The 21,194-nt window shown below is 65.6% G+C and carries 36 protein-coding genes and 1 pseudogene; 30 read left to right on the top strand and 7 right to left on the bottom strand.

What is annotated here, in order from left to right; all coding sequences use genetic code 11:
* Window positions 1-187 precede the first annotated feature (187 nt).
* The gene (locus Sp245p_RS25740; RefSeq protein ID WP_041813906.1) at window positions 188-730 is read right to left on the bottom strand and encodes a GIY-YIG nuclease family protein; all 543 of its coding nucleotides are present in this window, start codon (window positions 728-730) and stop codon (window positions 188-190) included.
* Complete coding sequence (locus Sp245p_RS25735; RefSeq protein ID WP_014199439.1) at window positions 730-960, bottom strand: transcriptional regulator; 231 nt, start codon at window positions 958-960, stop codon at window positions 730-732. Before Sp245p_RS25735 ends, Sp245p_RS25740 begins: the two co-directional genes overlap by 1 nt.
* Here Sp245p_RS25735 and Sp245p_RS35955 point away from each other — a divergent pair.
* From Sp245p_RS35955 to Sp245p_RS25720, 3 genes are all read left to right on the top strand, one after another.
* On the top strand, window positions 850-1,380 hold the full coding sequence (locus Sp245p_RS35955; RefSeq protein ID WP_052584518.1) for a helix-turn-helix domain-containing protein: 531 nt from the start codon (window positions 850-852) through the stop codon (window positions 1,378-1,380). The genes Sp245p_RS25735 and Sp245p_RS35955 overlap by 111 nt on opposite strands.
* 730 nt (window positions 1,381-2,110) lie before the next feature.
* Window positions 2,111-2,356: a hypothetical protein gene (locus Sp245p_RS25725; RefSeq protein WP_244439534.1), complete on the top strand. Its 246-nt coding sequence runs from the start codon at window positions 2,111-2,113 to the stop codon at window positions 2,354-2,356.
* Window positions 2,357-2,480: 124 nt separating this feature from the next.
* Window positions 2,481-2,738 carry a ribbon-helix-helix domain-containing protein gene (locus tag Sp245p_RS25720; protein ID WP_082188296.1) on the top strand — a complete coding sequence of 86 codons (258 nt, stop codon included), beginning with the start codon at window positions 2,481-2,483 and terminating at the stop codon, window positions 2,736-2,738.
* 85 nt (window positions 2,739-2,823) lie between these two features.
* Here Sp245p_RS25720 and Sp245p_RS25715 read toward each other — a convergent pair whose 3' ends face one another.
* On the bottom strand, window positions 2,824-3,876 hold the full coding sequence (locus tag Sp245p_RS25715) for a glycosyltransferase family protein (protein ID WP_014199443.1): 1,053 nt from the start codon (window positions 3,874-3,876) through the stop codon (window positions 2,824-2,826).
* Window positions 3,877-4,215: 339 nt separating this feature from the next.
* Here Sp245p_RS25715 and Sp245p_RS25710 point away from each other — a divergent pair, with 339 nt between their 5' ends.
* The 26 genes from Sp245p_RS25710 to Sp245p_RS25585 all read left to right on the top strand — a co-directional run bounded on the left by Sp245p_RS25710 (window position 4,216) and on the right by Sp245p_RS25585 (window position 16,188).
* Window positions 4,216-4,668, top strand: a complete 453-nt coding sequence (locus Sp245p_RS25710; RefSeq protein WP_014199444.1) for a hypothetical protein — start codon at window positions 4,216-4,218, stop codon at window positions 4,666-4,668.
* Window positions 4,668-4,859: a hypothetical protein gene (locus Sp245p_RS25705; protein ID WP_014199445.1), complete on the top strand. Its 192-nt coding sequence runs from the start codon at window positions 4,668-4,670 to the stop codon at window positions 4,857-4,859. Before Sp245p_RS25710 ends, Sp245p_RS25705 begins: the two co-directional genes overlap by 1 nt.
* 57 nt (window positions 4,860-4,916) lie before the next feature.
* Window positions 4,917-5,345: a hypothetical protein gene (locus Sp245p_RS35420; RefSeq protein WP_014199446.1), complete on the top strand. Its 429-nt coding sequence runs from the start codon at window positions 4,917-4,919 to the stop codon at window positions 5,343-5,345.
* Between the two features lie 77 nt (window positions 5,346-5,422).
* Entirely contained in the window at window positions 5,423-5,746 is a 324-nt protein-coding gene (locus Sp245p_RS25695; protein ID WP_014199447.1) for a hypothetical protein, read from the top strand.
* Window positions 5,747-5,837: 91 nt separating this feature from the next.
* On the top strand, window positions 5,838-6,110 hold the full coding sequence (locus Sp245p_RS25690) for a hypothetical protein (protein WP_014199448.1): 273 nt from the start codon (window positions 5,838-5,840) through the stop codon (window positions 6,108-6,110).
* Window positions 6,110-6,262 carry a hypothetical protein gene (locus tag Sp245p_RS35130; RefSeq protein WP_014199449.1) on the top strand — a complete coding sequence of 51 codons (153 nt, stop codon included), beginning with the start codon at window positions 6,110-6,112 and terminating at the stop codon, window positions 6,260-6,262. Before Sp245p_RS25690 ends, Sp245p_RS35130 begins: the two co-directional genes overlap by 1 nt.
* Entirely contained in the window at window positions 6,256-6,630 is a 375-nt protein-coding gene (locus Sp245p_RS25685; protein ID WP_014199450.1) for a hypothetical protein, read from the top strand. Before Sp245p_RS35130 ends, Sp245p_RS25685 begins: the two co-directional genes overlap by 7 nt.
* 149 nt (window positions 6,631-6,779) lie before the next feature.
* Window positions 6,780-7,205 carry a hypothetical protein gene (locus Sp245p_RS25680; RefSeq protein WP_014199451.1) on the top strand — a complete coding sequence of 142 codons (426 nt, stop codon included), beginning with the start codon at window positions 6,780-6,782 and terminating at the stop codon, window positions 7,203-7,205.
* An 11-nt stretch (window positions 7,206-7,216) separates the two neighbouring features.
* Entirely contained in the window at window positions 7,217-7,486 is a 270-nt protein-coding gene (locus tag Sp245p_RS25675; protein ID WP_144019381.1) for a hypothetical protein, read from the top strand.
* Entirely contained in the window at window positions 7,483-7,680 is a 198-nt protein-coding gene (locus Sp245p_RS25670) for a hypothetical protein (protein WP_014199453.1), read from the top strand. Before Sp245p_RS25675 ends, Sp245p_RS25670 begins: the two co-directional genes overlap by 4 nt.
* A gap of 46 nt (window positions 7,681-7,726) precedes the next feature.
* Window positions 7,727-8,941: a coiled-coil domain-containing protein gene (locus Sp245p_RS25665; protein WP_014199454.1), complete on the top strand. Its 1,215-nt coding sequence runs from the start codon at window positions 7,727-7,729 to the stop codon at window positions 8,939-8,941.
* An 11-nt stretch (window positions 8,942-8,952) separates the two neighbouring features.
* The gene (locus tag Sp245p_RS25660; protein ID WP_014199455.1) at window positions 8,953-9,480 is read left to right on the top strand and encodes an HNH endonuclease; all 528 of its coding nucleotides are present in this window, start codon (window positions 8,953-8,955) and stop codon (window positions 9,478-9,480) included.
* On the top strand, window positions 9,477-10,166 hold the full coding sequence (locus Sp245p_RS25655; RefSeq protein ID WP_014199456.1) for a lambda exonuclease family protein: 690 nt from the start codon (window positions 9,477-9,479) through the stop codon (window positions 10,164-10,166). The genes Sp245p_RS25660 and Sp245p_RS25655 overlap by 4 nt, the downstream gene beginning before the upstream one ends.
* Entirely contained in the window at window positions 10,163-10,774 is a 612-nt protein-coding gene (locus Sp245p_RS25650) for a hypothetical protein (protein WP_014199457.1), read from the top strand. Before Sp245p_RS25655 ends, Sp245p_RS25650 begins: the two co-directional genes overlap by 4 nt.
* Window positions 10,771-10,950 carry a hypothetical protein gene (locus tag Sp245p_RS25645; RefSeq protein WP_014199458.1) on the top strand — a complete coding sequence of 60 codons (180 nt, stop codon included), beginning with the start codon at window positions 10,771-10,773 and terminating at the stop codon, window positions 10,948-10,950. Before Sp245p_RS25650 ends, Sp245p_RS25645 begins: the two co-directional genes overlap by 4 nt.
* Window positions 10,951-10,957: 7 nt before the next feature.
* Window positions 10,958-11,161, top strand: coding sequence for a hypothetical protein (locus tag Sp245p_RS25640; RefSeq protein WP_014199459.1), 204 nt, complete (start codon window positions 10,958-10,960; stop codon window positions 11,159-11,161).
* 24 nt (window positions 11,162-11,185) lie between these two features.
* Complete coding sequence (locus Sp245p_RS25635; RefSeq protein ID WP_014199460.1) at window positions 11,186-11,425, top strand: hypothetical protein; 240 nt, start codon at window positions 11,186-11,188, stop codon at window positions 11,423-11,425.
* Window positions 11,426-11,435: 10 nt separating this feature from the next.
* Complete coding sequence (locus Sp245p_RS25630; protein ID WP_014199461.1) at window positions 11,436-11,684, top strand: hypothetical protein; 249 nt, start codon at window positions 11,436-11,438, stop codon at window positions 11,682-11,684.
* A 10-nt stretch (window positions 11,685-11,694) separates the two neighbouring features.
* On the top strand, window positions 11,695-12,414 hold the full coding sequence (locus Sp245p_RS25625; RefSeq protein WP_014199462.1) for a hypothetical protein: 720 nt from the start codon (window positions 11,695-11,697) through the stop codon (window positions 12,412-12,414).
* The gene (locus Sp245p_RS25620) at window positions 12,411-12,605 is read left to right on the top strand and encodes a hypothetical protein (RefSeq protein ID WP_014199463.1); all 195 of its coding nucleotides are present in this window, start codon (window positions 12,411-12,413) and stop codon (window positions 12,603-12,605) included. Before Sp245p_RS25625 ends, Sp245p_RS25620 begins: the two co-directional genes overlap by 4 nt.
* A 4-nt stretch (window positions 12,606-12,609) precedes the next feature.
* Window positions 12,610-13,131, top strand: coding sequence for a hypothetical protein (locus Sp245p_RS25615; RefSeq protein ID WP_014199464.1), 522 nt, complete (start codon window positions 12,610-12,612; stop codon window positions 13,129-13,131).
* A 3-nt stretch (window positions 13,132-13,134) separates the two neighbouring features.
* Entirely contained in the window at window positions 13,135-13,605 is a 471-nt protein-coding gene (locus tag Sp245p_RS35950) for a hypothetical protein (RefSeq protein ID WP_014199465.1), read from the top strand.
* On the top strand, window positions 13,598-13,891 hold the full coding sequence (locus tag Sp245p_RS25605) for a hypothetical protein (protein ID WP_014199466.1): 294 nt from the start codon (window positions 13,598-13,600) through the stop codon (window positions 13,889-13,891). The genes Sp245p_RS35950 and Sp245p_RS25605 overlap by 8 nt, the downstream gene beginning before the upstream one ends.
* A complete protein-coding gene (locus Sp245p_RS25600) occupies window positions 13,884-14,105 on the top strand; it encodes a hypothetical protein (RefSeq protein WP_041813914.1) in 222 nt (73 codons plus the stop codon). Before Sp245p_RS25605 ends, Sp245p_RS25600 begins: the two co-directional genes overlap by 8 nt.
* A gap of 237 nt (window positions 14,106-14,342) precedes the next feature.
* Window positions 14,343-15,308, top strand: a complete 966-nt coding sequence (locus tag Sp245p_RS25590; protein ID WP_014199468.1) for a site-specific integrase — start codon at window positions 14,343-14,345, stop codon at window positions 15,306-15,308.
* 289 nt (window positions 15,309-15,597) lie between these two features.
* On the top strand, window positions 15,598-16,188 hold the full coding sequence (locus Sp245p_RS25585) for an IMPACT family protein (RefSeq protein WP_041813916.1): 591 nt from the start codon (window positions 15,598-15,600) through the stop codon (window positions 16,186-16,188).
* 44 nt (window positions 16,189-16,232) lie between these two features.
* Here Sp245p_RS25585 and Sp245p_RS25580 read toward each other — a convergent pair whose 3' ends face one another.
* Window positions 16,233-16,787, bottom strand: coding sequence for a putative glycolipid-binding domain-containing protein (locus Sp245p_RS25580; RefSeq protein WP_014199471.1), 555 nt, complete (start codon window positions 16,785-16,787; stop codon window positions 16,233-16,235).
* 586 nt (window positions 16,788-17,373) lie between these two features.
* Between Sp245p_RS25580 and Sp245p_RS25575 the strand changes: the two genes are divergently transcribed.
* The gene (locus tag Sp245p_RS25575; protein WP_014199473.1) at window positions 17,374-19,182 is read left to right on the top strand and encodes an ABC transporter ATP-binding protein; all 1,809 of its coding nucleotides are present in this window, start codon (window positions 17,374-17,376) and stop codon (window positions 19,180-19,182) included.
* A 75-nt stretch (window positions 19,183-19,257) separates the two neighbouring features.
* Here the strand turns inward: Sp245p_RS25575 and Sp245p_RS25570 are convergent.
* The 3 genes and pseudogenes from Sp245p_RS25570 to Sp245p_RS25560 all read right to left on the bottom strand — a co-directional run bounded on the left by Sp245p_RS25570 (window position 19,258) and on the right by Sp245p_RS25560 (window position 21,148).
* A pseudogene (locus Sp245p_RS25570) lies at window positions 19,258-19,760 on the bottom strand (transposase).
* A 57-nt stretch (window positions 19,761-19,817) separates the two neighbouring features.
* Window positions 19,818-20,003: a hypothetical protein gene (locus tag Sp245p_RS25565; protein ID WP_014199474.1), complete on the bottom strand. Its 186-nt coding sequence runs from the start codon at window positions 20,001-20,003 to the stop codon at window positions 19,818-19,820.
* Window positions 20,000-21,148 (bottom strand): PepSY-associated TM helix domain-containing protein, encoded by a 1,149-nt coding sequence (locus Sp245p_RS25560; protein WP_014199475.1) that lies wholly within the window; start codon window positions 21,146-21,148, stop codon window positions 20,000-20,002. Before Sp245p_RS25560 ends, Sp245p_RS25565 begins: the two co-directional genes overlap by 4 nt.
* Between the last annotated feature and the right edge of the window lie 46 nt (window positions 21,149-21,194).

Below are 21,194 nucleotides of genomic sequence, written 5' to 3'. Positions count from 1 at the left end.
GCCGTCGCGCCGAAGTGGTAACGGCCACTCCGCCAGGGGGAGGGAGTCCGACCGCATGCGCGAATGACACGCTCACGGACGGGCCGGTAGGCTGGGGCCATGGTAGAATGGGCGGAGCTTTGCCCGCCCATCGGGTCTTGGCGCGAAGCGGCGAGCAGGCAGGCGTGGTCAGCCATGGCTGCGGCTCCTATGCGTTGGCTTTGGGAAAGCGCTCGAACAAGTCGAGCGGAGACGTCGGGATGCCGATGGAGGTCAGATGCTCGGCAACCTGTACGGCCCGGTGCTCGGGGAGGCGGTGGGCCCAATGGATTACCGTCGGCTCCGGAACCCCCATGCCCGCGGCAAGATCCCGCACCGACATCCCGGCTCGCCTCAGGGCTGCAGTCAGGATGGAGTGGCTTGGATTCGCGGCGCCGGATTGCGATCCAACCGTGTTCGGTATGTCCTCAGGAAGCGTGCCCCCGATCCCCAGGCCGCGAGCAAACGCCACAAGCGACTCCTCAGGACGAAACCATTCGCCATGAATACGATGCTGCGCAAATCGCTTATGAAGGAACCCTTCCGCGACCCGGCACCCCGGCGCTGTGGCGATGATGGACAGGGGGTAAGGGCACCAACCGAAAAGCGCCGAGATGCGACTGCTCGGGTTAACCGAGCATCCGATTTTGATCGGCCCAGCCATCCCGTCAGGCTCCTGGACCTGGATGAAATAGACACACGGCGTCTCCATCACGCATCCCTCCCGAAGACGTCGGGGCGGAGATCGTTCTTCGACACGCCTGTAACGGCTTCCACATCCGCCGCGTATTGCGGCGGCAGTTTCCCGGACTTGTTCAGCCAGTACCAGACATGACCCTGCTGAACGTTCAGGCCGCGCGCCTCACGGAGTTTTCGAGCAAGCGCCGCCTGCCCTCCAGCGAGGCCGACTGCATGCTCAAGGGGGGTGGCTTCGTGCTTCATGACGCCGACGATACAAGCATTCTTGTGGGCATGTCAACAAGAAGTCTTGTCGGGAATGCTCACAAGGTTGCTGGTAGGCTCCGCCCCATGTCGATCGGTGAACGTGTTCTCAAAATTCGGACGGAGCGCAAGCTTTCGCAGGCCAAGCTTGCGAAAGAAGTTGGCGTTACCCAGCAGCTCATCGGGCAGATAGAGAACGGCGAGAACCAGGGCACCAAGCACATCGTGAGGATTGCGGCAGCATTGGGCGTATCCGTCCTGTGGCTCGAAAGCGGCGAAGGGGAGCCGGAGCCGCCGCCGCCGGCCCGCATCACGTCAAGCGCTGACCAGCGGCTCGAAGCTATAAAGGCCCGCCTGGGCGATGAGCAGAAGCATGCGGTTGCCGACATGCTGGAGCGGATGTTCCCTCCGGCAAAGTGAGTTGCTCAAGCGCTTCCAGGGCTTGACCCTTTTGCTGCTCGCTGAGACGGCCCCAGATCCGCATAAGCCGGGCATCCCCGCTCTCGCGCTCTCCTCTCTCCAACCGATCTTCAGCGCCGGCCATTACGCTTCCTCCCGAACGAAAAGTGAACACAGTGTGCCATAAGGACGCGAGTCAGTCCATAACTGATGACGGCAGTCCCATCGATAGGAATTTCAGCCCATTTGCATAAAGGGGTATGCCTACCCCGGTGAGGGCTTGCGACGCACATATTCCCGTATGTAATTAAGGGTTCCCAAAGCGTCTCCTCCCGTGCAACAGTCACCGATGCCCGCCGGTAGGGCGCGGACGGTGAGTTGAGGCCAACAGCGCTTATGCGCCGCAGCAATACCCGGTGAGGTGGGACTCTGAGGGGTCGGTTTGGGTCTAGCCACCCTTTCCGACCTCTTCCGCCTTTGGGCAAAGGCGGGACTGAACTCTACAGACTCACGATCTCTCTTTGGTAGAGTTTTTTCATTTCAATCACGTAACCGTCCTGAACTGGCAACATACAAGAATATGCGAAGCGCTCCCCACCCTCTGTGTTTCCATAAGGTTGCAGGCGTATGTGGTTTGCGTGCGGCAGGATGCCGCATGCGTTGCGCTAGATGTGGCATATCGACGGACAGGAGCGCTTGACACCGACGCCGCCCAACGGGAACATAATGCGAACAGACTGTGGAGTTCGCCATGCCCGTTCAGCAGCCTCGCCGCCTTTTCATCGTGGAGGACTCCCGGCGTCGGGCGGCCGTCTCGGCCCGGGACGCGGGCCGGGCGCGCGCCGTTGCTGCTGCCATGCTGCTGGGGAGCCCTCACGCAGAGCGCCGGGACGCCCTTGTCGTCAGGGAGCCCGAGGACGAGGAGCGCGCAGACTTCGAGACGCGGGCACGCCAGATCGGCCAGGGCGATTGCGGGCTGACGGCAATTCCGTTGTGACCTTGCCGCCCCCGGCATGAAGGCGCGCTTTTCATGTGAGATCCATCACATGTTTTTCGGCTCCGTGACGGTGCACACATATGGATGCAACCAGACACGCGGCGGGGAAGCCATGTCTTCGAAAATGCTCAAGAACGTCTGTGTCGCCGGAAAGCGCACCAGTATGCGGCTGGAGGCGGCCTTCTGGGATGCCCTGGCGGAGATCGCACGGAGGGAAGGCCTGACGGTGAGCAAGCTGTGCACCCGCCTCGCCAGTCAACTGGATGCCCAGGACATCGACAGCTTTTCCAGCGCCGTACGGGTCTACGTGATGGAGTATTTCAGGGCGGCCACGCCGAGGTCGGAGGCCCCTTGCTGTGAGGTAGCCGTCGCGGCGGAGTGATAGACCGGCGCAGCAGCGCGCGACTAGGAAACGCGAAGGGCGCCCGAAGGCGCCTCCGCTTGCCGCCCCTCCGCCGAGATGCCCATCAGCAGATCGAGAGAAGGAATTCGTTCCACTGCGCGCCGATTTTCTCGGCGTCGAAGCGCATGACCGCGTTAGCGCGCGCGGCGGCCGACACCGCCGCCGCTTTTTCGCTGTCTTCCTGGATTTCCCGGGCCAGATCCGCAGCGTCGGCGATCGTGTCGTAGAGAGCGCCGCCGCCATCGTCCAGAAAGGCTGGCACCTCGTAACGAGACGGGTCCCAGCCGTCGTCCACCGGGCACCCTTGGTCCAGTATGAACTTGTCGGACGGGGCCAGGATCGGAGTGCCGGCCATCATCGCCTCCAGAACCGACAGCGTGTAAGACGGCGGGCGCGTGTAGATGTAGAAGTAGTAGGACGCCTCCTGCAGCAGCCGCGCCATGTCACCGTGAGGCGCCAAGCCGCTTGAGTTCGGGATGCCCTCGTTCCAAGCTCCGAACAGCCGGCTCTGGACCCGCTCATTGAACCGCTGCCACCCGCCGACGTCCGGATAGGAAATGGCGTTCCGCGGCGCGAAGGCATTGTGGAACGACAGGCCGCCAGATCCGCCGCGCCACGCCTGATAATCACCGGGGTACTTGCCGAAGTAGATCACTGCGTCAGTCTTCGCCCAGCCGGGGCGCTCGGCCTCGGTCTGGGAATAACGGACGATCTTCACGCGGTCCTGGAACGCTCGGTACTCCTCCTCAACCTCCTGGGTGGACTGGCCGATGGTGCGCATGACCACCGGCAGATCGCCGAACGCATCGCGGTTCGAAGTGAACCAGATCGGATGGTGATTGACGATCACGACATCGAAGTTCTTGCAGAACTCCGCCGTAACGCTCCGCGCTCGGATGGAACATCCCGTCTTTTCGAACTGCTCGAAAAGCTCCTTCTGGTGGAAAGCTTTTTCCAGTTCGTCTCCTGCCCCACGGAATGATTGGTCCTTCCAGCTCTTGTCGCCGAACGACCCTATACTGAATACTTTGTGTCCGGCCTTGGTGAGCATCCTGAGATCATCAAACTCTAAGGTTTCGTGACAAGCGAAATAAAGCACGCTGAGGCTGCGGGGCATGGGGCGCTCCTGGTGAAAGCGGTGACGTGGCGGCGTTCTCGGTGAGGCATACCGGGGCGAGCGCCCGTCTTCAAGCGCCACCGCGGCGAGTATGACGAGGATAGAAATTTTATCCTCACAAGTTTTCTTGTTGACGCCTCCCTACAAGAATGCTTGTATGTCTCCACGCCACCCGCTCAGACAGCCACCCGGCAGCCCGAACAGGTGACGGAGCCAGCCCGAATAGGGATGGCGCTCTTGGTTGCGTTTCCTCCCATCCGAAACTCTCCCGCGGCGCTGCGCGTCGGCTGCCGCGGGAACTCTTCGGAGAGGGGCGCAGGACACACGGGGGAAGACACCATGACCAGCAAGCCGCATTTCATCACGCTGACCAGCGCCGGGAACAAAATGAAAATCCGCTTCAATCCGGCCTGCATCACGACATACCGGTCGGCAATCGAGCAGGACCGCATTCCGCCGGCCGCAAGCGTGGTCAACATGCTGGATGAAACGATCTACGTCACCGAGACGCCGGAGCAGATCGACGCGCTTCTGGGCGTGACGGCGGCGCCCGCGGCCCCTGATGGGTATCCGCCCGTTGGGTCCATGGTTCTGGTCGCCGGGGCAAACAGCGACATCAGCGACACCGAGCGCTCGTACGGAGAACGCATGGTGATCGGCTACACGCCATGCGGACTGTTCGCGTGCTTCCAGAAGCCGGGATGCTGGCCGTACGTGGAGCGGCTCGCGAACTGCCATTTCAAGCCGCTCCCCGCTCATCCCGCCATCGCCACCGGCACGGAGGGCGCGTGATGACCAAGGACGACTGGATTGACGCCTGCGCCGACCGCTTTGCGACAGGCGGCGACATGGACCGGGAGATTGCCGACCTGAAGGCCCGCGAGGCTCTGGGGATCTGCTCACGGTGGGGAGGCGAAGAGAAGGCCCTTGTCGATTTCGATCCGGTCGCGGTCGCCAGAGACCTGCTGTCCATGGCCGCCTGACCCCCTCCCTCCCGGATCATATCCGGGAAGACACAGACAACACGATAGGAGATAGCCGTGAGCCAGACTGAGCGCGCAGAGCTTTCCGAGGGTGCGGTGTTCAGCGTCGCTTACCCCTTCGTCCGCGACATCCACCGCTCCATGGATGAGGACGGCATCGGAACGTCGCTGACATGGAAGCCCGGCCTGCGCGCTGTCTACGTCCCGGCGTTCGAGGCGCCCGACGCTGAAGAGGTGGCGGACGCGATGGGCGAAATGATCCTGACCGTCGTCAGCGTCCACAAGCCGGGCCGCTTCCCGACGCGCGTGTTCTTCACCCGCCAGTGGGTCACGCCGGACAGCCGGAAGTTTGGTAAGAGCAAGCTCCACGTCGCCACCGCCGAGAAGTTCCGCCGTCTGGCTCGCGGGTTCGGCGTGCAGGTGTGGCGAATGGCCGAACCGGACGAAGTGTCGAGCCACCTGGAAAAGCTCAAGGAAGCCGCCTGACCTCTACCGGTGGCTGGCACGACAAGCCACCGGCTACCCGACACTCAGACATACCAGACACACGACAGGAGGCAGCGATGCACGACCAGCTTCTCAGCGACCGCATCGTGAAGGCCAAGAAGCAGCACGTCTGCGATCACTGCGGGGTCACTATCGAGGCCGGCGAACGGTACCGGTCCATTGCCCAAATCTGGGAAGGAGACTTCGGCGTGTTTCGCGCCCACTGCGACTGCGAGCGGGCGGCCAGACACCTTCACCGGGCGTCACGCATGAATTGGGACGAGGGCGTGATCCTCGCCGATGACATCGCGGAAGGTGGGCCGGAAGCCGCTGATTGGCTGGCCGCCAAGCACCCAGGCCCGGCGATCCGGATGGGTGTCGCTCTCACCCCGTACTTCTGACCCTCAGCCAGCGGCACACACGCCGCCGGCTCTCGCAATGGCCCTGACACGTCGGGACCGGGGCGATAGCCGAGACCAAGGGAGACACCCAATGCTGATGACCGAAGAACAGGCCCGCACGAAGTGGTGCCCGCATGCTCGCCAAACGGGCGTGACGAACCGCGACGGCGGCATGTGCGCCACGGCCAATCGGGCCGGCTCCGAACACTACGGGGTCGAGAACTGCAACTGCATCGCCTCCGGGTGCATGGCGTGGCGGTGGGTCCGCGTCCGCGACGACGAAGGCAGCGAGGACGGCGGGGCCGCGATCCTGACGCAGACCTACGGCTTCTGCGGCGCCTTCGGCAAGCCGGAGGCCGCCTGATGCGCCCCCTCCCCTCCGAAGCCGATCCCGTGGCGAACACGCTCGCCGACCTGCGCGCGACGGGCCTCTTTCTCTTCCGGGTCGCCGTCTGGACCTCCACGGCTGTCTCCGTCGCCGCCTTCATGGCCCTCCTGGGAATCCTGCCATGCTGAACTCCACCGCCCCGCGCGAATCCTGGCTCTCCTACCCCTACTGGATCGCGACCGACCGCGGCCCGCAGCCGGTGACCAGCGGCAAGGCCCGCGGCCCGTTTGCGGTCCACCGCGACCACGACGGCTGGCGCCTCACGCACCTTCCGACCGGCGCGCTGATCGGGTTGGCGGACGACGCCGAGACCGCCATGGCCGTCTCGGACCTGATCGCCGGCATCCGCAACTGGTCGCTGCCGCAAGAGCCGACCGCCATCGAGAAGGATGTGGCCTCCGCGATGCTGCGCAGCAGGGGCATTCGGGCTCCGGAGACCCGGAAGTATTGGGCGCCATCGGCAATTGCGCCCGCCGCCCTTCCGCTGGGCACCTGAGAAATCCCCTTCCCCGCCGTCCAACCCTGGCAGGTCGTTACGGCGGGCGAACCGGTCGGCGGGTGCATCCAGGCGCCCGCCGGCTGCCGGAAGCGGGCGCATCGACGCCCGTTGCCGCCAGCCGACACCACAGGAGCAAGGAGCACGCCATGCCCGTCCTGACCGCTTACGCCGCCCTCCCCATCACCCCCTCCGACGCGCCGGACAGCCGCACCGCAGCCTTCTTCAACGCCCTGGACGACGCCGACCTGCTGATGGCCCGCGCGATCTTCGACGCAGAAATCCACCGTCGGGCCGAGAGCAATCCTCTGTTGCGCGTCGCCGCTGCGCCGGCCATGCCGATCTGTTCCCTATCCCGCGCCTTCCAAGCCGTGCAGGGCATCCTGCGCCACCGCGACACCCACACGCGCCGGGTGCCGGGCAGCTTCCTGTCGATCGAAGTGACGGCGCGCGACATCACCGTCTTTCAGGGGTCGGCGCCCATCGCGATCACCAACGACATCGGCGACGCGCTGCGGGAAATGGACTCGCGAGTGTCCATGCTGGTGCCCCGCGCCGCCAGCCGGAGGAACTGACGATGGCCCACATGTCCAAGCTCGACCTGGAAGAGGCCGAGACGTTGGCGAAGCTGCTTCGCGCGGTCCGGACTTTCGACTTCGCGCTGAGCGATGCGGTCGGGGACAAGTGCCGGCAGTTCCCCAGCATGAAACTGAGCGTGGGGACTGTACGCGATGCGCTGGAAGACCTGCAAGGCGACGTCCGCGGCACGATGAAGGACAAGGACCCGGACAACGTGACCGGCTGGGACGAGCTGCGCAGCTACCTCAGCCGCCGGGAAGCGGAGGCCAGGACATGACGCTCCTCGCCATCGGCCTTTCCCGGCTCCAGCTCGACGCCAAGGCCGCCGCCGCGTCCGGCCAGCCGCTCGCCTACACCGCCGCCGAGGTCCAGCAGATCGTCGCCGAGATGGAGCGGGCGGAACGCGCCGCCCTCGAAAGCGCGATCGCCCACCTGGAGCGCCTGAATTTCCAGCCGGCCACCCGGCTCTGACCAACGCCGCTCCGCCGGCCGCCGCCGCGGACAATGAGGAATCGCCATGTCCGAAACTCTCGAAGCAGCCAAGACCGAAATCGCCGTCGTGAACGTGACGGCGCTCGTGCCGACCAAGGTTTTCGCCCCAGGCGGCGTGGACGAAATCTTGACCAAGCTGGAGGCCGAAGCCCGCGCCACGGCGGCCACGCTGGACGTCAGCGCGCCGAAGGGTCGGAAGGAAATCGCCTCGCTGGCCTACAAGGTGGCGCGCAGCAAGACCGCCCTGGACGATATGGGCAAGGATCTGGTCGCCGACATCAAGGCGAAGGCGGCACTGATCGACGCCGACCGGCGCGTGGTGCGTGACCGGTTGGACAAGCTGCGCGACGACGTGCGGCGCCCGCTGGACGAGTTCGAGGCGGCGGAGGAGAAGCGCGTCGAGCAGCACGAGGCTGGGATCGCGGCGTTCTCTATCGCGGCTCCCGGCACCACCGAGGAGATTGCAAAGACGCTGGCTATGGTCGAGGCCACGCCGACCGACGGGTTCCAGGAGTTCGCCAAGCGAGCGGCCGAGGCGAAGGAGGCCGCCGTGATCCGCTTGCGCTCCGCCCTGCTGGAGAGTCAGCAGCGTGACGCCGAGCGCGCCGAACTGGAACGCTTGCGCCAGGAAGCTGCGGAGCGCGCCGCCCGCGAGGAGGCCGAGCGGATCGAGCGCGAGAAGCAGGAAGCCGCCGACCGCGCTGCTGAGCAGGCCCGGCGCGACGCGGAGGAGAAGGCCCGCCAGGAGCGGGAAGAGGCCGAACGTGCCGCCACGGCAGAGCGTGAGCGGATCGAACGGGAGGCCCAGGCCGAACGTGAGCGCGCCGCTGCCGAGCAGGCCCGCGTCGAGCGCGAGAAGGCCGAGGCCGAGGAACGCGCTGCCCAGGCGGAGCGGGACCGGCTGGACGCCGAGCGCCGCGCCAAGGAGGCGGAGGAGCGAGCGGAACGCGACCGCATCGAGGCCGAGCGCCGGGCGGAGGAAGACCGCAAGGCCGCCGAAGAGCGCGCCCGGCAGCGGGAGGAGGAGGCCGCGCGCCGTGAGCGCCAGAGGGTCGAGGACGAGCGCAAGGCCGAGGAGGAGGCGCAGCGCCGCCGCGAGGAGGATCGGGCGCACCGCGGGTCCATCAACCGCGCCGCGATGAACGCACTCGTCGCCGCCGGGCTGTCAGAGGGCGCCGCCCGCACCGCGGTCGAGGCGATCGCGAAGGGCGAGGTGCCCTGCGTCCGCATCTCCTACTGAGCGGGGCCAGCATGAACGCCACCCTCCCGGCCAGCGTGGACGCCTTCCGCAAACACTTCCCGAAGTTCAAGGACTTCCTGGTGTCGCGCGGGTCCGAAGTGCTGGCCCCATCCAACGCCTTCGAGGTCGCCCGGTTCACGACGCCGCAGGGAATCGGTGTGGTCTACCGGAACGGCAAGGGGCAGGTGTCGAGCTGGCAGGGTGGCGCCGATGAGGCGTTCGCCGCCTTCCGGGCCGGAGCGTCATGGTCGGTCGGCGCTCGCAAGGCCAAGGGCAAGGGCAAGGTCCGTCACCAGATCAACGCCCTGCTGTCCCGCGACGGCGACGGCTGCTTTTTCTGCGGCCGGCCCCTCGGCGATGACATCACCGTCGAGCACCTCGTGCCCGCTGTCCACGGCGGACCCAACCACATCAGCAACCTCGTCCTGGCGCACGCCGCCTGCAATCAGTCCGTCGGGCACCTGTCCGTCGCCGAGAAGGTCAGGGCGCGGGATCGCATGACGAAGGATGCAGCCTCGCAGGAAGGAATTTCGGCATGAGCGTCATCAGCAAGACCCACATCGTCCACCACGACGGGCTCGTCCAAGGAACCGATGAATGGCTCGCCGCCCGCTGCGGCCTCCTCACCGCCTCCGAAATGAAACTCATCATCACGCCGACGCTCAAGATCGCGAGCAATGAGAAGGAACGCGCCCACCTTTACGAGCTGCTGGCCCAGCGGGTCACGAAGCATGTCGAGCCCCATTATATCGGCGACGACATGATCCGCGGCTGGGACGACGAAATCGCCGCCCGCGCCCTCTACGCCGAGAAGTTCGCCCCCGTCGAGGAGGTTGGCTTCATCACCAATGACCGGTGGGGGTTCACGATCGGCTATTCCCCCGACGGACTGGTCGGGGATGACGGGCTCATCGAGATCAAGAGCCGTCGGCAGAAGTTCCAGGCTGAGACCATCGTCAACGGCACGGTTCCTGCCGAACATCTCATCCAGGTTCAGACCGGGCTTCTCGTGTCCGGGCGGAAGTGGCTGGACTACATCAGCTATTGCGGCGGCATGCCCCTGTTCGTGGTCCGCGCCTATCCAGACCCGAAGACCCAAGACGCCATCATCGAGGCTGCGGGGGCGTTCGAGCATCGACTCTCGCTCGCGCTTGAGCGCTACCACGCCGCCGCCGCGCGCATGCCGATGACTGCGCGGCGCGTCGAAATGGAGATCCGCATATGATCGACATCAGGAAGACGATCGCTCCCAAGAGCGACCAGATGAACGCTGACGACCTGATCGGCGGCCCGCGCACGATCCGGGTCACGCGGGTGTCGCTCCTCGCCGCCGCCGACCAGCCGATCGCCATTAATTTCGAGGGTGACGACGGGAAGCCGTACAAGCCCTGCAAGAGCATGCGCCGCGTGCTGGTCAGCCTGTGGGGCCCGGACGGCGCCGCCTACGCCGGCCGGTCCATGACCCTCTACCGCGACGAGACGGTCGCATTCGGCGGCCAGCAGGTTGGCGGGATTCGCATCTCGCACATGAGCCATATCGACGGGCCGCGGAAGCTGGCCCTGACCGCCACGCGCGGAAGCCGGAAGCCGTTCGTCGTGCAGCCTCTGGGAGCGGAGAACAACGGCGAAGGGCCCGACCCTGCAGCCCTCGGCGCCGAGGCTGAAGAAGCGGTCGAGCGCGGAACCAGCGCCTACGCCGCGTTCTGGAAGCGCATCGGCGCCGCCGGTCAACGCGCCCTCGCTGCCGACCACGAGGACCGCAAGCGTCGCGCCGCCATGACCGATATGCCGGCAGCCGGCGCAACCGATTACGCCGAGGACAACGCCGAATGAGCCGCCGCCCCAGCTCGCGCGAGATCGCGCAGACCCGCCGCGCCAAGGAAGCGCACCGGTTCGACCACCTGGACACGCGCGCCGATGACGAGCGCTGCCCGGACACGCTGGACCTGACTGAGTTCCTGGCGCGGATCGACGCGACAGACGCCGGCACGAAGCCGCTAAGCGCGTGAGGCCCCCATGGACGAAGCCAAAATCCGACGAGCCGTGCAGCTCTGGAACGAGGACAAGGACATGGTCGACATCGCCAAGGCTCTCCGCGTCCCGGTCAGCGACCTCGGCTTTCTCATCACCGCCGCACTCAAGCGACCGGCTGGGAAGTGGCGCCTCAAAGCCAACCAGATGGTCCGCGACCAACTCACCACCCCCACCGCTCCGCGCTGAGCGCAGAGCGAGGAGACCGACACCATGACCGACTTAACCTACGTGCTGCCGGAGCCTCCCGAGTACCCCTTCCGCGTCGGCGATGAAGTGGAAACCGTCAATCGCAACGGGGAAGCCATGGGCCGCCAGCACATCACCCGCATCAAAGGGAAGATCGTCACCACCGATTGCGGTCGGAGGTGGACGAAGGACGGGTGGTGGCACGGCGAGACCCGCGCCTACCCGTTCCCGAGCATCCGTCATCCTGCCACGCCCTCGGCCTGAGGAGACCGAAATGACCGATGAGCAGATCAACGCGCTGCGGGAAGCCGTGGCATCCCTCCCGATAGTCCTCTGGCACGACCCGAACGGCGCCATGCGGTTTGTCAAATCCGTTCCCACCGAGCCGCGCGATCCGGACGGCACCGGCTACCCGGAGATGGTCGCGATCCTCGAAGGCGGCCAGCACATCGACCTCCCGAACGTCGATCCCGAAGATTTCCTGTGCGCGGCCAAGCTTTTCCCCGCCACGCCCTCGGCCTGAGGAGACCACCATGACCACCAAAGCCGAACGGCAGGCGCACCGCGAAGCGGGTCTCTCCGCCTCCGACTTTCCGATGCCGCCAATCCCACTCATGCACCCCAATGCCGAATGGTGCGAAAGCTACGCGCGGTGGCACAGCCAGTTTGTCGCCGCCTCCCGCCGCCCCGCCGTGGAGGCCGCCCCGTCCGGAGCCGAAGAGATGGCGCGTGCGCTTTACGACGCCCTGTCAGCTGAGGATGGCACGTCCTTCATTGGAGAGTTCTCCGCCAGCGGTCCAGTCACCATTGACGGCCGGTTCGATCTTTCCAAGGTGGCCGGGCGCCTCTCCGCCGCCCGCGCTGTCTCTGCGCCCGCCGCAGCGCCGGGAGGGGTGGAGGACGCCCAAGACCTCATCGAAATCGCCCGCCATCTCGAAAGGCTCTCCACCGCGCTCGATAACAACGAGGCTCTGGACACCGATGAACTGATCGAAGCCATGGATGATGCCGCGGATGAACTGCGCCGCCTCTCCGCCTCTCCTGCCGCTCCGGCGGCACAGAGCGGGGAGACTGACAACGGATGGTTCGTCATGGTCGGCGATTGGCGCGACGAACGGGTGGCGATCCACGGCCCGAACGGACACATCGCGTCCGGCCTGACGGCGGAGCAGGCGAACGCCCTGATCGAAGCGCACGGGCGCCGCGCCGTTGGTTCGGCCTCCGCTCCCGCCCCCAGGGAGGCGATGGGATGACGCAGAGCAGCCACTACACCGTGACGCGCTCCGGTTCCCATGCCTTGGTGATCCGGCACACGCCAAAGCGCAAAGACCGCTGTGTTGCAGCGGTACCGCTCTGCAACGATCCCGCTGACGCCGAAGGTCGCGCCTACAGCATCGCCGAGGATTTCGTCACCGGCCGCATCAACGAACGCTCGCAGGACTGACCCCATGACCACCTCCCACACCCCGGCGCCGATGAGCGCCGAAGACCTCCGTCGCCGCGCAGACAAAGAACGCGTGTTTGGCGCTTTCCAAGATGCGTTTGATGACCTCGCATCCACCAAGGCCGGGCGCCTCGAACTGCGCATCATGTTCGCCAAGGCCAACATTGACAGGGACCAAGCCGCCGACCTGCTCGACGCCCTGTCCTCGCGCGTCGCGGAGATGGAGGCGGAGCACAAGCGCCTGACCTCCTGCGAGGACGAAGATCACGACCCGTGTATCGCTTTCCTGCTGCGAGGCGCAAACGATGCCCTGGCCCGCGCCACCCAGGCCATCGCCGAGCGTGACGCAGCGCAGGCCGCCCTTGCCGCCGCAGAGGCGCGAGAGGCAGCGCTGCGGGACTACATCACGGCGACCGAATACTGGAAGCTCGAGCCGCATGACGACAATGAGCGCAAGGCGTATCTCGCCGCCCTCTCAGCGGGCGCACAGCAGGCGCAGGGCGAAACCACCGGTACGGAGGGCTGAAGCATGGGCATTGATCGCGAGGACGCCGCCGAGCATTGGTCCGGGCTTTCCGATAAGGCGATTGACGAGATGGTGGACCTTGGCATCGCGCCGACCGCGCATGTGGAGGACCGGCGGGCCAAGGGGTGGACCGATGACGGAAACAAGTTCTACATGACGTCCGACTCCCTGCGGAAACTGGGCTACGCCGAGGCCGCCGACTGGCTGGACCGGCGCGCGGGAGTTCAGCCGGAGCCGCCCCCGCCGCCGCTCGTCTTCACCTACACGAACTGGCGCGGCGAGCACGGCACCCGCCGGGCCATCCCGATCCGGGTCTACCACGGCGCCACAGAATACCACCCCGAGCCGCAATGGCTCATGGAAGCCCACGACCTGGACAAGGGCGCTGTCCGCGTCTTCGCCATGCGGGACATGGGGCCGGACCGCAGCGCCGCCCTCCTGACCACCGAGACGGAGGGTGTCGACCATGGCTAAACCGTACCGCCCGAGCAATGGGACCGAAGGCGACATCTTCCATGCCCACTGGTGCGCCCACTGCACCAAGGCGAAACCCGGCGCCCCGTGCATGATCGCGGGGGCAGCCTTCTTCCACGACATCGAAGAGCCCGAATACCCGAAGGAGTGGGTACAGGACGAGAATGGTCCGCGCTGCACAGCCTTCAATGACAAGGTGCAGATGACCAAGGCGGACGTCGCCTATCTCGCGTGGATGCGTGACCGTGACGCCGCTCGGGAAGCGCAGGGAGGCGGGAATGGGTGAGCCGGATGACGAGATCGCCTATTGGGCCGTGGCGAAGGAACTGGCAGACCACGCACACACGCTGGAGCGGCAGGCCATGGCGGTTTCCGAACGCCTGCGACGCAAGGAGAAGGTCAAGGAAATGGATGTGCTGTTGCTCCGCTCGTCGGCGAAGCATGTCGCGGCCCTGACGGCCATCCTGTTCCCGGCCGGCGCAGCGCAGGGAGAGGTGTAGGCATGGCAACTGAGTACCTGTCAGAGACGTCCGTTGCCGAGTTCTTCGACACGAGCGCGTCCACCGTCCGCCGGTGGGTGGAAAAAGGCGTCCTCCCAAAGCCGCTTATGATCGGAGGCGCCAAGAGATGGCATGTTGACAGCCTGCGCATAGCCGTCCGAACTGGAATGGAGCAAGCGGTCGGAACCGCGCCCCGCACCACCGATCCCGACGAAATTTCTTCGAGGCTTCTCCGCGATGGCCCGCAAAACCGTAAAGCGCACTCTCGCAGACGGAACAATTAAGACATACAGCTACGAACGCGCCAGCAAGGAGCCGCGCGCGAGAACCGTCGCGGCTATCGTCAGGGAATACACCGCAAGTCATCAATACAGGGGAATGAAGCGGTCTTCACAAACCCTTTACGACAGATGCCTGAACGAGATCGTCACCGAGTATGGTGAGGTTGAGATAGCCAAGATCAAGCGCCGGCATGTCTTGGCCCAACGCGATGCTTTAGCCGGCACTCCAGGCATCGCGAACGAGGTTCACAAGGTTTGGACAGTCTTGCTAACTTTCGCGCTTGATCGCGAGTACATCCAGTTTCATCCGGCCCTGCGTATCAGAAAACTGAAAGGTGGCGAACATTCACGCTGGCCGGACGCTCTGGTGGAGCACGCGTTGACTCCCGGCGTGCTCCCGGAGCACTTTCGCAGAGCTGTGGCACTGGCCGTCTACACTGGACAAAGGCTTGGCGATTGCATCCGCATGCAGTGGTCTGATTACGATGGATCCACGATCTCCCTGGCCCAGCAGAAGACAGGGAAGAAGCTGTTAGTTCCATGCCACAGCGCCCTGCGACACGAGATGGACGCGTGGAAGGCTACGCGAGGAGAGTCGACCGCCACCACCATTCTGGTTCGCCGTAACGGATTGCCGTGGCCCAACGGGGATCATTTCTCATCGAGCTTCCGTGGGTTCATCCTCCATGCTGACAAGCATGGGCGCCCGCTTCGCCCTGAGTTCACAGGGTACGTCTTCCATGGGCTTCGCAAGGTCGCCGCCTCCCGGCTAGCTGAGGCTGGATGCAGCATCCATGAAATAGCAGCCATCACCGGCCACTCCGCTCTTTCTATGATTGAGCACTACACCAAGGAGAGCGACCAGTTCCGCAGGGCAACCGCAGCGATAACAAAGTTGGAAAATTGGCGAAAAGCCAAATGATGACAAACAGAAAGCTTTCCGCTGACAGATCAACTACTTATCCTTACGTGGCAGGTAAGGGAAAAGCCTTTGATCGCGTTATCGAGCGTGCGCTGGCTGGATCATCGGAGCGCCGCATCACCGCACGCCGGTGATGGCCATGGATGGAGGGGCACGGTTTTCCCGTTACGCGCGTCGTCGCGGATGTCGCTGCGACATTGTCGCAATTTCCCCATTGGGCGAATAGGTTGCATCGGCGCATGGGAATGTCGGCCTCTGGCCTGCGCAGGAATGATGGCGGCGGAAGACAATGTTCACTCTCAGGAAAAATGAGCAATTCGAGCAGGAGATCAAAAAAAGCCGATTTCTTGCCTCGGCGGGCCCGGTCAGCACTGAGGAAGAGGCGCGTGGATTTATTGCCGCGTGCAGCAGACGGGACGCGGGTCACAATTGCTGGGCTTTCCGGATCGGAGACCTCTTCCGGTCCAGCGACGATGGTGAACCCGGGGGCACTGCGGGACGTCCAATTCTTCAGGCCATAGACGGCCAGAACCTGGATCGGGTGGCGGTGGTGGTCAGCCGCTGGTTCGGTGGTGTGCTTCTCGGTGCGGGCGGGCTGGTGCGCGCCTATGGCGGCACCGCGTCGGCCTGTCTCCATGCCGCAGACCGCCAGCCGATCATCAGCTATGCAGTCCTGTCCGTCACGTGCGCTTTCGCCGACGAGGCCAGGATCAGGACGGGAGTTGGCGCCTTCACCGCGGCCCTTGCCGAAACCAACGGCTTTACGGCCGAAGGTGTGCAGCTTCAAATCAAGGTCCCTTGCGAGCGGTTGGACGATGTCATTCGCATGATCACGGATGTTTCTCGCGGTCAGGCCAAGGTCCAAAAGTCGCCGGTGTAGCGAAACGGGACGCTCGCCACGTCGATCAGACGGGTTTTGCGGGGTCAGATCGGGCCGGGCGATGGTTCAATCCGTTCGAACATGTGCTGGTAGCGGACGATCACCCCCCGCCCGTCCACCTGGAGATCCGCCGCGAAGCCGGCGGAGAGCCCGAGGTCGACGTAGCGCAGCCGGTCTGGGCCCAGACGCTCGTACCTCTGACGGGAACGCGCCACCGTCATGGTGGCCCCATCCACGAAGCAGGTGTCGAGCGTAAGACTTGCCCCTTCGTTGAGCGGCGTCCGGCGGATTGGGAAGGTGTTGCAGACCGGGGTGACCGAAAGGTCCGGCTCCTCCGCGCCGTCGACCTTCCAGCCGCCGTCGGTCCGCTCAACGGTCAGGCGCGTGTGCACGGCCGCTCCCCATCGCTCCACATCCAGCGAAAGTGCCCGCCAGTCGGGTGTCAGCGTCCAGCGGTGATCGAGCCGGTAGCCGCCATCCTCCACGCAGATCACCGTCGACTCGATCAGCACCACGTCGGTGGAGACGCTGAGCAGCAATCGCTCCAGGCCTTGCACGTCCGTGCGCCGCCAGAACAGGGTCTCGTGTTCCCTCCGCATGGCCCCTCCTCGTGTGCGTGGCATCGACGTCCACCTCCGGTCAACAGACAAGCGAGGATTGGCGCACATCCGGCCAACGGCTTCCGGGCCTTCGATAAGGTCACGTCCCGCAAGGAACCGCTGGCACGGGTGTGGTGAAGGAGACCCTGGGCACCTTGCCTTCGGGCACCGGCCGCATGATCATCGCAGCCGGCATCGCCCAGACCGCGACACCAACCGTCCAGTGTGGAACGGGGTCCTCCTGGCCGCTTGCGAAGCGGTCCGCCGGCTCCGTTCCGACGGCGCAACCAGACTATAACAAAAGGCGTATTGGCACGTTCTGTAAAGCCTGATATCCAAACCGTCCGGTTTTGTTTCTGAAAGTTGGGAGGCTGCATGCGTACGATCTGCTTGCTGACATCTCCCGCACCGGTCAACCGTTAGGTCGCCCGACCGCAAGGGCCGACCGCGGGCTTTTTAGGCCCGGCAACGGTCATCGATATTCCCATTCATTGGACGGCGCCGCCAGGCCCTGATCGTGCCATAGCCATGGCCGCGTCTCGGTCCCCCGCCGTGGAGACGGCGCGTCCCCGCGCCGAACGGAGTCATGGCTGTTTTGAAACGCACCGGCCGAACGGACGCGATCCGCGCCGTTCTCGCCTTTACCTTCCGCCACTGGAGCCGCCGGAAGCCGTTGGTGGCTTGGATCGCCGGCACCATCGCACTCGCGACGCTGGCCGACGTCTTCATGCCGCTGTTTGCCGGCCGTCTGGTCGACGCGCTGGCTCTGCTGCCGGACGACCGGGAGACAGCGCGCGACGCCGCCGTCGGCGCCTTCGCCGCCATGGTCGGGCTCGGCGCCGGAATGGTCGTGCTGCGCCACATCGCCTGGAGCGGCGTCATCCCGTTGACGCTGCGCATCATGGCCGACGTCGGCCAGGACAGCTTCCACCGCGTCCAGCGATTCTCGACCGACTGGCACGCCAACAGCTTCGCCGGCTCCATCGTCCGCAAGATCACGCGCGGCATGTGGGCGCTCGACACGCTGAACGACACGCTGCTGCTGGCGCTGTGGCCGTCGCTGGTCGTGCTGGCCGGAACGATGCTGCTGCTCGGTCTGCAATGGCCGGTGATGGGGCTCGTCATCGCGCTGGGAACGGCGATCTACATCGCGCTCACCGTGCTCTTCGCGACGCTTTACATCGCCCCGGCGGCGCGGCTGTCCAACGCCTGGGACACGCGGCTCGGCGGCACGCTGGCCGACGCCATCGGCTGCAACGCGGTGGTGAAGGCGTTCGGCGCCGAGCCGCGCGAGGACGAGCGGCTGGCTCAGGTCGTCGGGAAATGGAGCCGCCGGACCAGCCGCACCTGGACCCGCCACACCCGCCACAGCACGGCCCAGCTCGTCATCCTGCTGCTGATCCGCAGCGGCGTGGTGGCGACCGCCCTGTGGCTGTGGTGGCGGGGGCAGGCGACGCCCGGCGACGTCGCCTATGTGCTGACCACCTATTTCGTCGTCCATGGCTATCTGCGCGACATCGGCATGCACATCAACCATCTCCAGCGCTCGATCAACGAGATGGAGGAGTTGGTGGCCATCCACGCCGAACCGCTGGGGGTGGAGGACCGGCCAGACGCCGTGCCCCTGCGCATCACGGCTGGCGAGGTGCGCTTCGACCGCGTCACCTTCCGGTACGGCGGCCACACGACGCCGCTCTACCGCGACCTGTCGGTGACGATCCGGGCCGGCGAGCGGGTCGGACTGGTCGGACCGTCGGGCTCGGGCAAGACAACGTTCGTGAAGCTGATCCAGCGGCTGTATGACGTGACCGGGGGCTGTGTCCGGATCGACGGGCAGGACGTGGCCGGGGCGACGCAGACCTCGCTGCGCTCGCAGATCGCCATCGTCCCGCAGGAGCCGATCCTGTTCCACCGCTCGCTTGCGGAGAACATCGCCTATGGCCGCCCCGGCGCGACCCCGGCGGAGATCGAACGGGCGGCGCGGCTGGCCAACGCACATGACTTCATCGCGCGCCTGCCCAAGGGCTACGCGACGCTGGTCGGCGAGCGCGGCGTCAAGCTGTCCGGCGGCGAGCGCCAGCGGGTGGCGCTCGCCCGCGCCTTCCTGGCCGACGCGCCGCTCCTGATCCTCGACGAGGCGACCTCCAGCCTGGATTCGGAATCGGAGGCGCTGATCCAGGAGGCGATGGAACGCCTGATGCAGGGCCGCACGGCCCTCGTCATCGCCCACCGCCTGTCCACCGTGCGCAGCCTGGACCGCATCCTGGTCTTCCACCAGGGGCGCGTCGTCGAGGAGGGAACGCACGCCGCCCTGCTGCACCGCCCGTCTGGCCTCTACCGCCGCCTGTTCGAGCAGCAGTCGGCACCCGAGTCCAACCGTCGGGTCAGCGGCTGAAGGAGGAGCGCTTGTCCGTGACGCACCCTCGACGCGATCATCTCAGAGCCCGTTTGAGAAAAGGGTTGGGCGCGGTCAAGTTGTGAGGCGGCGGAGCATGATGGACCTCATGGCAACGTAGATCATGCCTTCGGAGACGTCGATGCCAGCCTCATAGTCGCGGACGAGGCGGCGCCAATGCATCAGCCAGCCGAAGCTGCGCTCGACCACCCAGCGTCGCGGCAGCACCTGGAAGCCCTTTGCTCGGCCAAACGCCGGATCACGGCGAGGGTGAAGTCCAGGAAGGCGGCCTTGCTGAGCAGCCGGCCACGGTCGTAGGCGCCATCGGCGAACAGGTGGCGCAGCCAGGGCCAGCGTTTGCGCAGCGCGTCCAGGATCAGTTGGGCGCCGGCGGAGCCCGTGCGCGCCAAGTCGCGGATGGCGTTCAGGATCTCACGCAGGTTGACGCTGCACCGCCGGCCCCGCTTGGCCGGGCGCGGTAGCCATGGTTCGATCAGGATCCACTCCGTGTCCGTCGGATACCGCTGTGACCGCCGGTCCGGCCCCGCCTGCTTCGCTCGATGAGCCTTCGTCCACATTGCCTGTCTCCCGCTTCCACACGGAAAACAGGCGAACCCTCATGTACAAACGGGCTATCAGCGCTTACGCTTGCGCCAGGACCAAACCGCGGTGAGCACGGGGACTGACAGGGCTGCCCAGGACACGGCGTCCACGACGCCGTCATCCAGCAGGGCGGTGATCAGCCCGGCGGTGGTGGCAAGCGCGATCGCAAAGGGAATCCCGAAGATCGCCAGCAGTCGGAAGGGAGTGCGCGGCGTCATTCCGCAGCCTCTCCGGCGGTGGTGCGTAGGCCGGAGCCTATGGCGGCATGATCCTGGACACGGCGGCTGCGGGCGATCCACAAATACAGGCCGCTGCCAAGGATGACGATGGTCAGCAGGTCCAGCACCGCCCACAGGATCTTCATCGGCAGCCCGCCATAGTCGCCGAAATGAAGCGGTTGCGACAACCGCAGCGCCAGCATGTACCAAGGCATGGAGCGCATGTCGGTGAAGGCCCCCGTCTCGGCGTCGATCAGGGCTGGGGTCAGAATCCGGTTGGTGGCCGGCGTGGCTCCCTTCAGCCACACCGCGTAATGGTGGTTGCTGGAAAAGCGCACGCCGGGGAAGGCGACGAATTGCGGCCGCATGCCGGGAGCGGCCTCCATGGCGGTGCGGACGGCCGCGTCGACCGAGGTGAAGCGTTCCGGAACCGGCTTGCCCTCATAGGGAGCGATCATCGCGGCCAGCTCGTTGGCGCGCCAATAGGCGACCAGCGGCACGGACAGGGTGTTGATGACGCCGGTCAGCCCGACCACCACCACCCACATCAGCGTGACGATGCCCAGCATGTTGTGCAGGTCCAGCCACTTCAGCCGCCGGCCGCGCCCGGCCCGCACCGTGCCGAAGGACAGCTTGCGCATGAAGGGGGCGTAGATCACCACACCTGACAGGGTGGCCAGGACCAGCAGGAAGCCCATGAAGCCGAGGAACAGCTCGCCGGGCAGCCCGGCGAACAGGTCCACATGCAGGCGCAGCATCACATGCATGAACCCGTCGTCGTCGTTCAGGTCGGCCAGGATCCGCGTGGTGCGCAGGTCGATGGCGGAGATGTGCATCTGCGACACCGGAGGACGGGCCCCCGGACCGGTGGTGACGTTCACCACCGGCCGGTCCACATCGAAGCTGAGGAACAGCGGGCGCTCGCCGGGGTAGGTCGCCAGCGCCGAGGCCACCGCCTCGTCCAGCGACGTCAAGGGCGTGTCGGCCGGCATGGTCGGAAGCGTGTCCTCGGCCGTCAGCGCCTCGATCTCGTCATGGAAGATCAGCGGCAGGCCGGTCAGGCACAGCAGCAGCATGAAGATCGTGCAGATCAGGCTGGTCCATTTGTGGATCACAGTCCAGATCCGGATTGTTCGGTTGGTCATCGCGTCCCCCTCATGCCGCCGTCATGGCTTCGCCGGGTCGGAAATC

It is taken from the genome of Azospirillum baldaniorum, assembly GCF_003119195.2.
GTDB classification, from domain to species: domain Bacteria; phylum Pseudomonadota; class Alphaproteobacteria; order Azospirillales; family Azospirillaceae; genus Azospirillum; species Azospirillum baldaniorum.
Note: the sequence above shows the minus strand (reverse complement) of the source record. Positions and strands in the feature narration are given on the sequence as shown.

Excerpts from the sequence above, each read along its gene's own strand:
- Sp245p_RS25740 (WP_041813906.1), bottom strand. The coding sequence starts at position 730 with ATGGAGACGCCGTGTGTCTATTTCATCCAGGTCCAGGAGCCTGACGGG.
- Sp245p_RS35955 (WP_052584518.1), top strand. The coding sequence starts at position 850 with ATGACCCTGCTGAACGTTCAGGCCGCGCGCCTCACGGAGTTTTCGAGC.
- Sp245p_RS25735 (WP_014199439.1), bottom strand. The coding sequence starts at position 960 with ATGAAGCACGAAGCCACCCCCCTTGAGCATGCAGTCGGCCTCGCTGGA.
- Sp245p_RS25725 (WP_244439534.1), top strand. The coding sequence starts at position 2,111 with ATGCCCGTTCAGCAGCCTCGCCGCCTTTTCATCGTGGAGGACTCCCGG.
- Sp245p_RS25720 (WP_082188296.1), top strand. The coding sequence starts at position 2,481 with ATGCTCAAGAACGTCTGTGTCGCCGGAAAGCGCACCAGTATGCGGCTG.
- Sp245p_RS25715 (WP_014199443.1), bottom strand. The coding sequence starts at position 3,876 with ATGCCCCGCAGCCTCAGCGTGCTTTATTTCGCTTGTCACGAAACCTTA.
- Sp245p_RS25710 (WP_014199444.1), top strand. The coding sequence starts at position 4,216 with ATGACCAGCAAGCCGCATTTCATCACGCTGACCAGCGCCGGGAACAAA.
- Sp245p_RS25705 (WP_014199445.1), top strand. The coding sequence starts at position 4,668 with ATGACCAAGGACGACTGGATTGACGCCTGCGCCGACCGCTTTGCGACA.
- Sp245p_RS25695 (WP_014199447.1), top strand. The coding sequence starts at position 5,423 with ATGCACGACCAGCTTCTCAGCGACCGCATCGTGAAGGCCAAGAAGCAG.
- Sp245p_RS25690 (WP_014199448.1), top strand. The coding sequence starts at position 5,838 with ATGCTGATGACCGAAGAACAGGCCCGCACGAAGTGGTGCCCGCATGCT.
- Sp245p_RS35130 (WP_014199449.1), top strand. The coding sequence starts at position 6,110 with ATGCGCCCCCTCCCCTCCGAAGCCGATCCCGTGGCGAACACGCTCGCC.
- Sp245p_RS25685 (WP_014199450.1), top strand. The coding sequence starts at position 6,256 with ATGCTGAACTCCACCGCCCCGCGCGAATCCTGGCTCTCCTACCCCTAC.
- Sp245p_RS25680 (WP_014199451.1), top strand. The coding sequence starts at position 6,780 with ATGCCCGTCCTGACCGCTTACGCCGCCCTCCCCATCACCCCCTCCGAC.
- Sp245p_RS25675 (WP_144019381.1), top strand. The coding sequence starts at position 7,217 with ATGTCCAAGCTCGACCTGGAAGAGGCCGAGACGTTGGCGAAGCTGCTT.
- Sp245p_RS25670 (WP_014199453.1), top strand. The coding sequence starts at position 7,483 with ATGACGCTCCTCGCCATCGGCCTTTCCCGGCTCCAGCTCGACGCCAAG.
- Sp245p_RS25665 (WP_014199454.1), top strand. The coding sequence starts at position 7,727 with ATGTCCGAAACTCTCGAAGCAGCCAAGACCGAAATCGCCGTCGTGAAC.
- Sp245p_RS25660 (WP_014199455.1), top strand. The coding sequence starts at position 8,953 with ATGAACGCCACCCTCCCGGCCAGCGTGGACGCCTTCCGCAAACACTTC.
- Sp245p_RS25655 (WP_014199456.1), top strand. The coding sequence starts at position 9,477 with ATGAGCGTCATCAGCAAGACCCACATCGTCCACCACGACGGGCTCGTC.
- Sp245p_RS25650 (WP_014199457.1), top strand. The coding sequence starts at position 10,163 with ATGATCGACATCAGGAAGACGATCGCTCCCAAGAGCGACCAGATGAAC.
- Sp245p_RS25645 (WP_014199458.1), top strand. The coding sequence starts at position 10,771 with ATGAGCCGCCGCCCCAGCTCGCGCGAGATCGCGCAGACCCGCCGCGCC.
- Sp245p_RS25640 (WP_014199459.1), top strand. The coding sequence starts at position 10,958 with ATGGACGAAGCCAAAATCCGACGAGCCGTGCAGCTCTGGAACGAGGAC.
- Sp245p_RS25635 (WP_014199460.1), top strand. The coding sequence starts at position 11,186 with ATGACCGACTTAACCTACGTGCTGCCGGAGCCTCCCGAGTACCCCTTC.
- Sp245p_RS25630 (WP_014199461.1), top strand. The coding sequence starts at position 11,436 with ATGACCGATGAGCAGATCAACGCGCTGCGGGAAGCCGTGGCATCCCTC.
- Sp245p_RS25625 (WP_014199462.1), top strand. The coding sequence starts at position 11,695 with ATGACCACCAAAGCCGAACGGCAGGCGCACCGCGAAGCGGGTCTCTCC.
- Sp245p_RS25620 (WP_014199463.1), top strand. The coding sequence starts at position 12,411 with ATGACGCAGAGCAGCCACTACACCGTGACGCGCTCCGGTTCCCATGCC.
- Sp245p_RS25615 (WP_014199464.1), top strand. The coding sequence starts at position 12,610 with ATGACCACCTCCCACACCCCGGCGCCGATGAGCGCCGAAGACCTCCGT.
- Sp245p_RS35950 (WP_014199465.1), top strand. The coding sequence starts at position 13,135 with ATGGGCATTGATCGCGAGGACGCCGCCGAGCATTGGTCCGGGCTTTCC.
- Sp245p_RS25605 (WP_014199466.1), top strand. The coding sequence starts at position 13,598 with ATGGCTAAACCGTACCGCCCGAGCAATGGGACCGAAGGCGACATCTTC.
- Sp245p_RS25600 (WP_041813914.1), top strand. The coding sequence starts at position 13,884 with ATGGGTGAGCCGGATGACGAGATCGCCTATTGGGCCGTGGCGAAGGAA.
- Sp245p_RS25590 (WP_014199468.1), top strand. The coding sequence starts at position 14,343 with ATGGCCCGCAAAACCGTAAAGCGCACTCTCGCAGACGGAACAATTAAG.
- Sp245p_RS25585 (WP_041813916.1), top strand. The coding sequence starts at position 15,598 with ATGTTCACTCTCAGGAAAAATGAGCAATTCGAGCAGGAGATCAAAAAA.
- Sp245p_RS25580 (WP_014199471.1), bottom strand. The coding sequence starts at position 16,787 with ATGCGGAGGGAACACGAGACCCTGTTCTGGCGGCGCACGGACGTGCAA.
- Sp245p_RS25575 (WP_014199473.1), top strand. The coding sequence starts at position 17,374 with ATGGCTGTTTTGAAACGCACCGGCCGAACGGACGCGATCCGCGCCGTT.
- Sp245p_RS25565 (WP_014199474.1), bottom strand. The coding sequence starts at position 20,003 with ATGACGCCGCGCACTCCCTTCCGACTGCTGGCGATCTTCGGGATTCCC.
- Sp245p_RS25560 (WP_014199475.1), bottom strand. The coding sequence starts at position 21,148 with ATGACCAACCGAACAATCCGGATCTGGACTGTGATCCACAAATGGACC.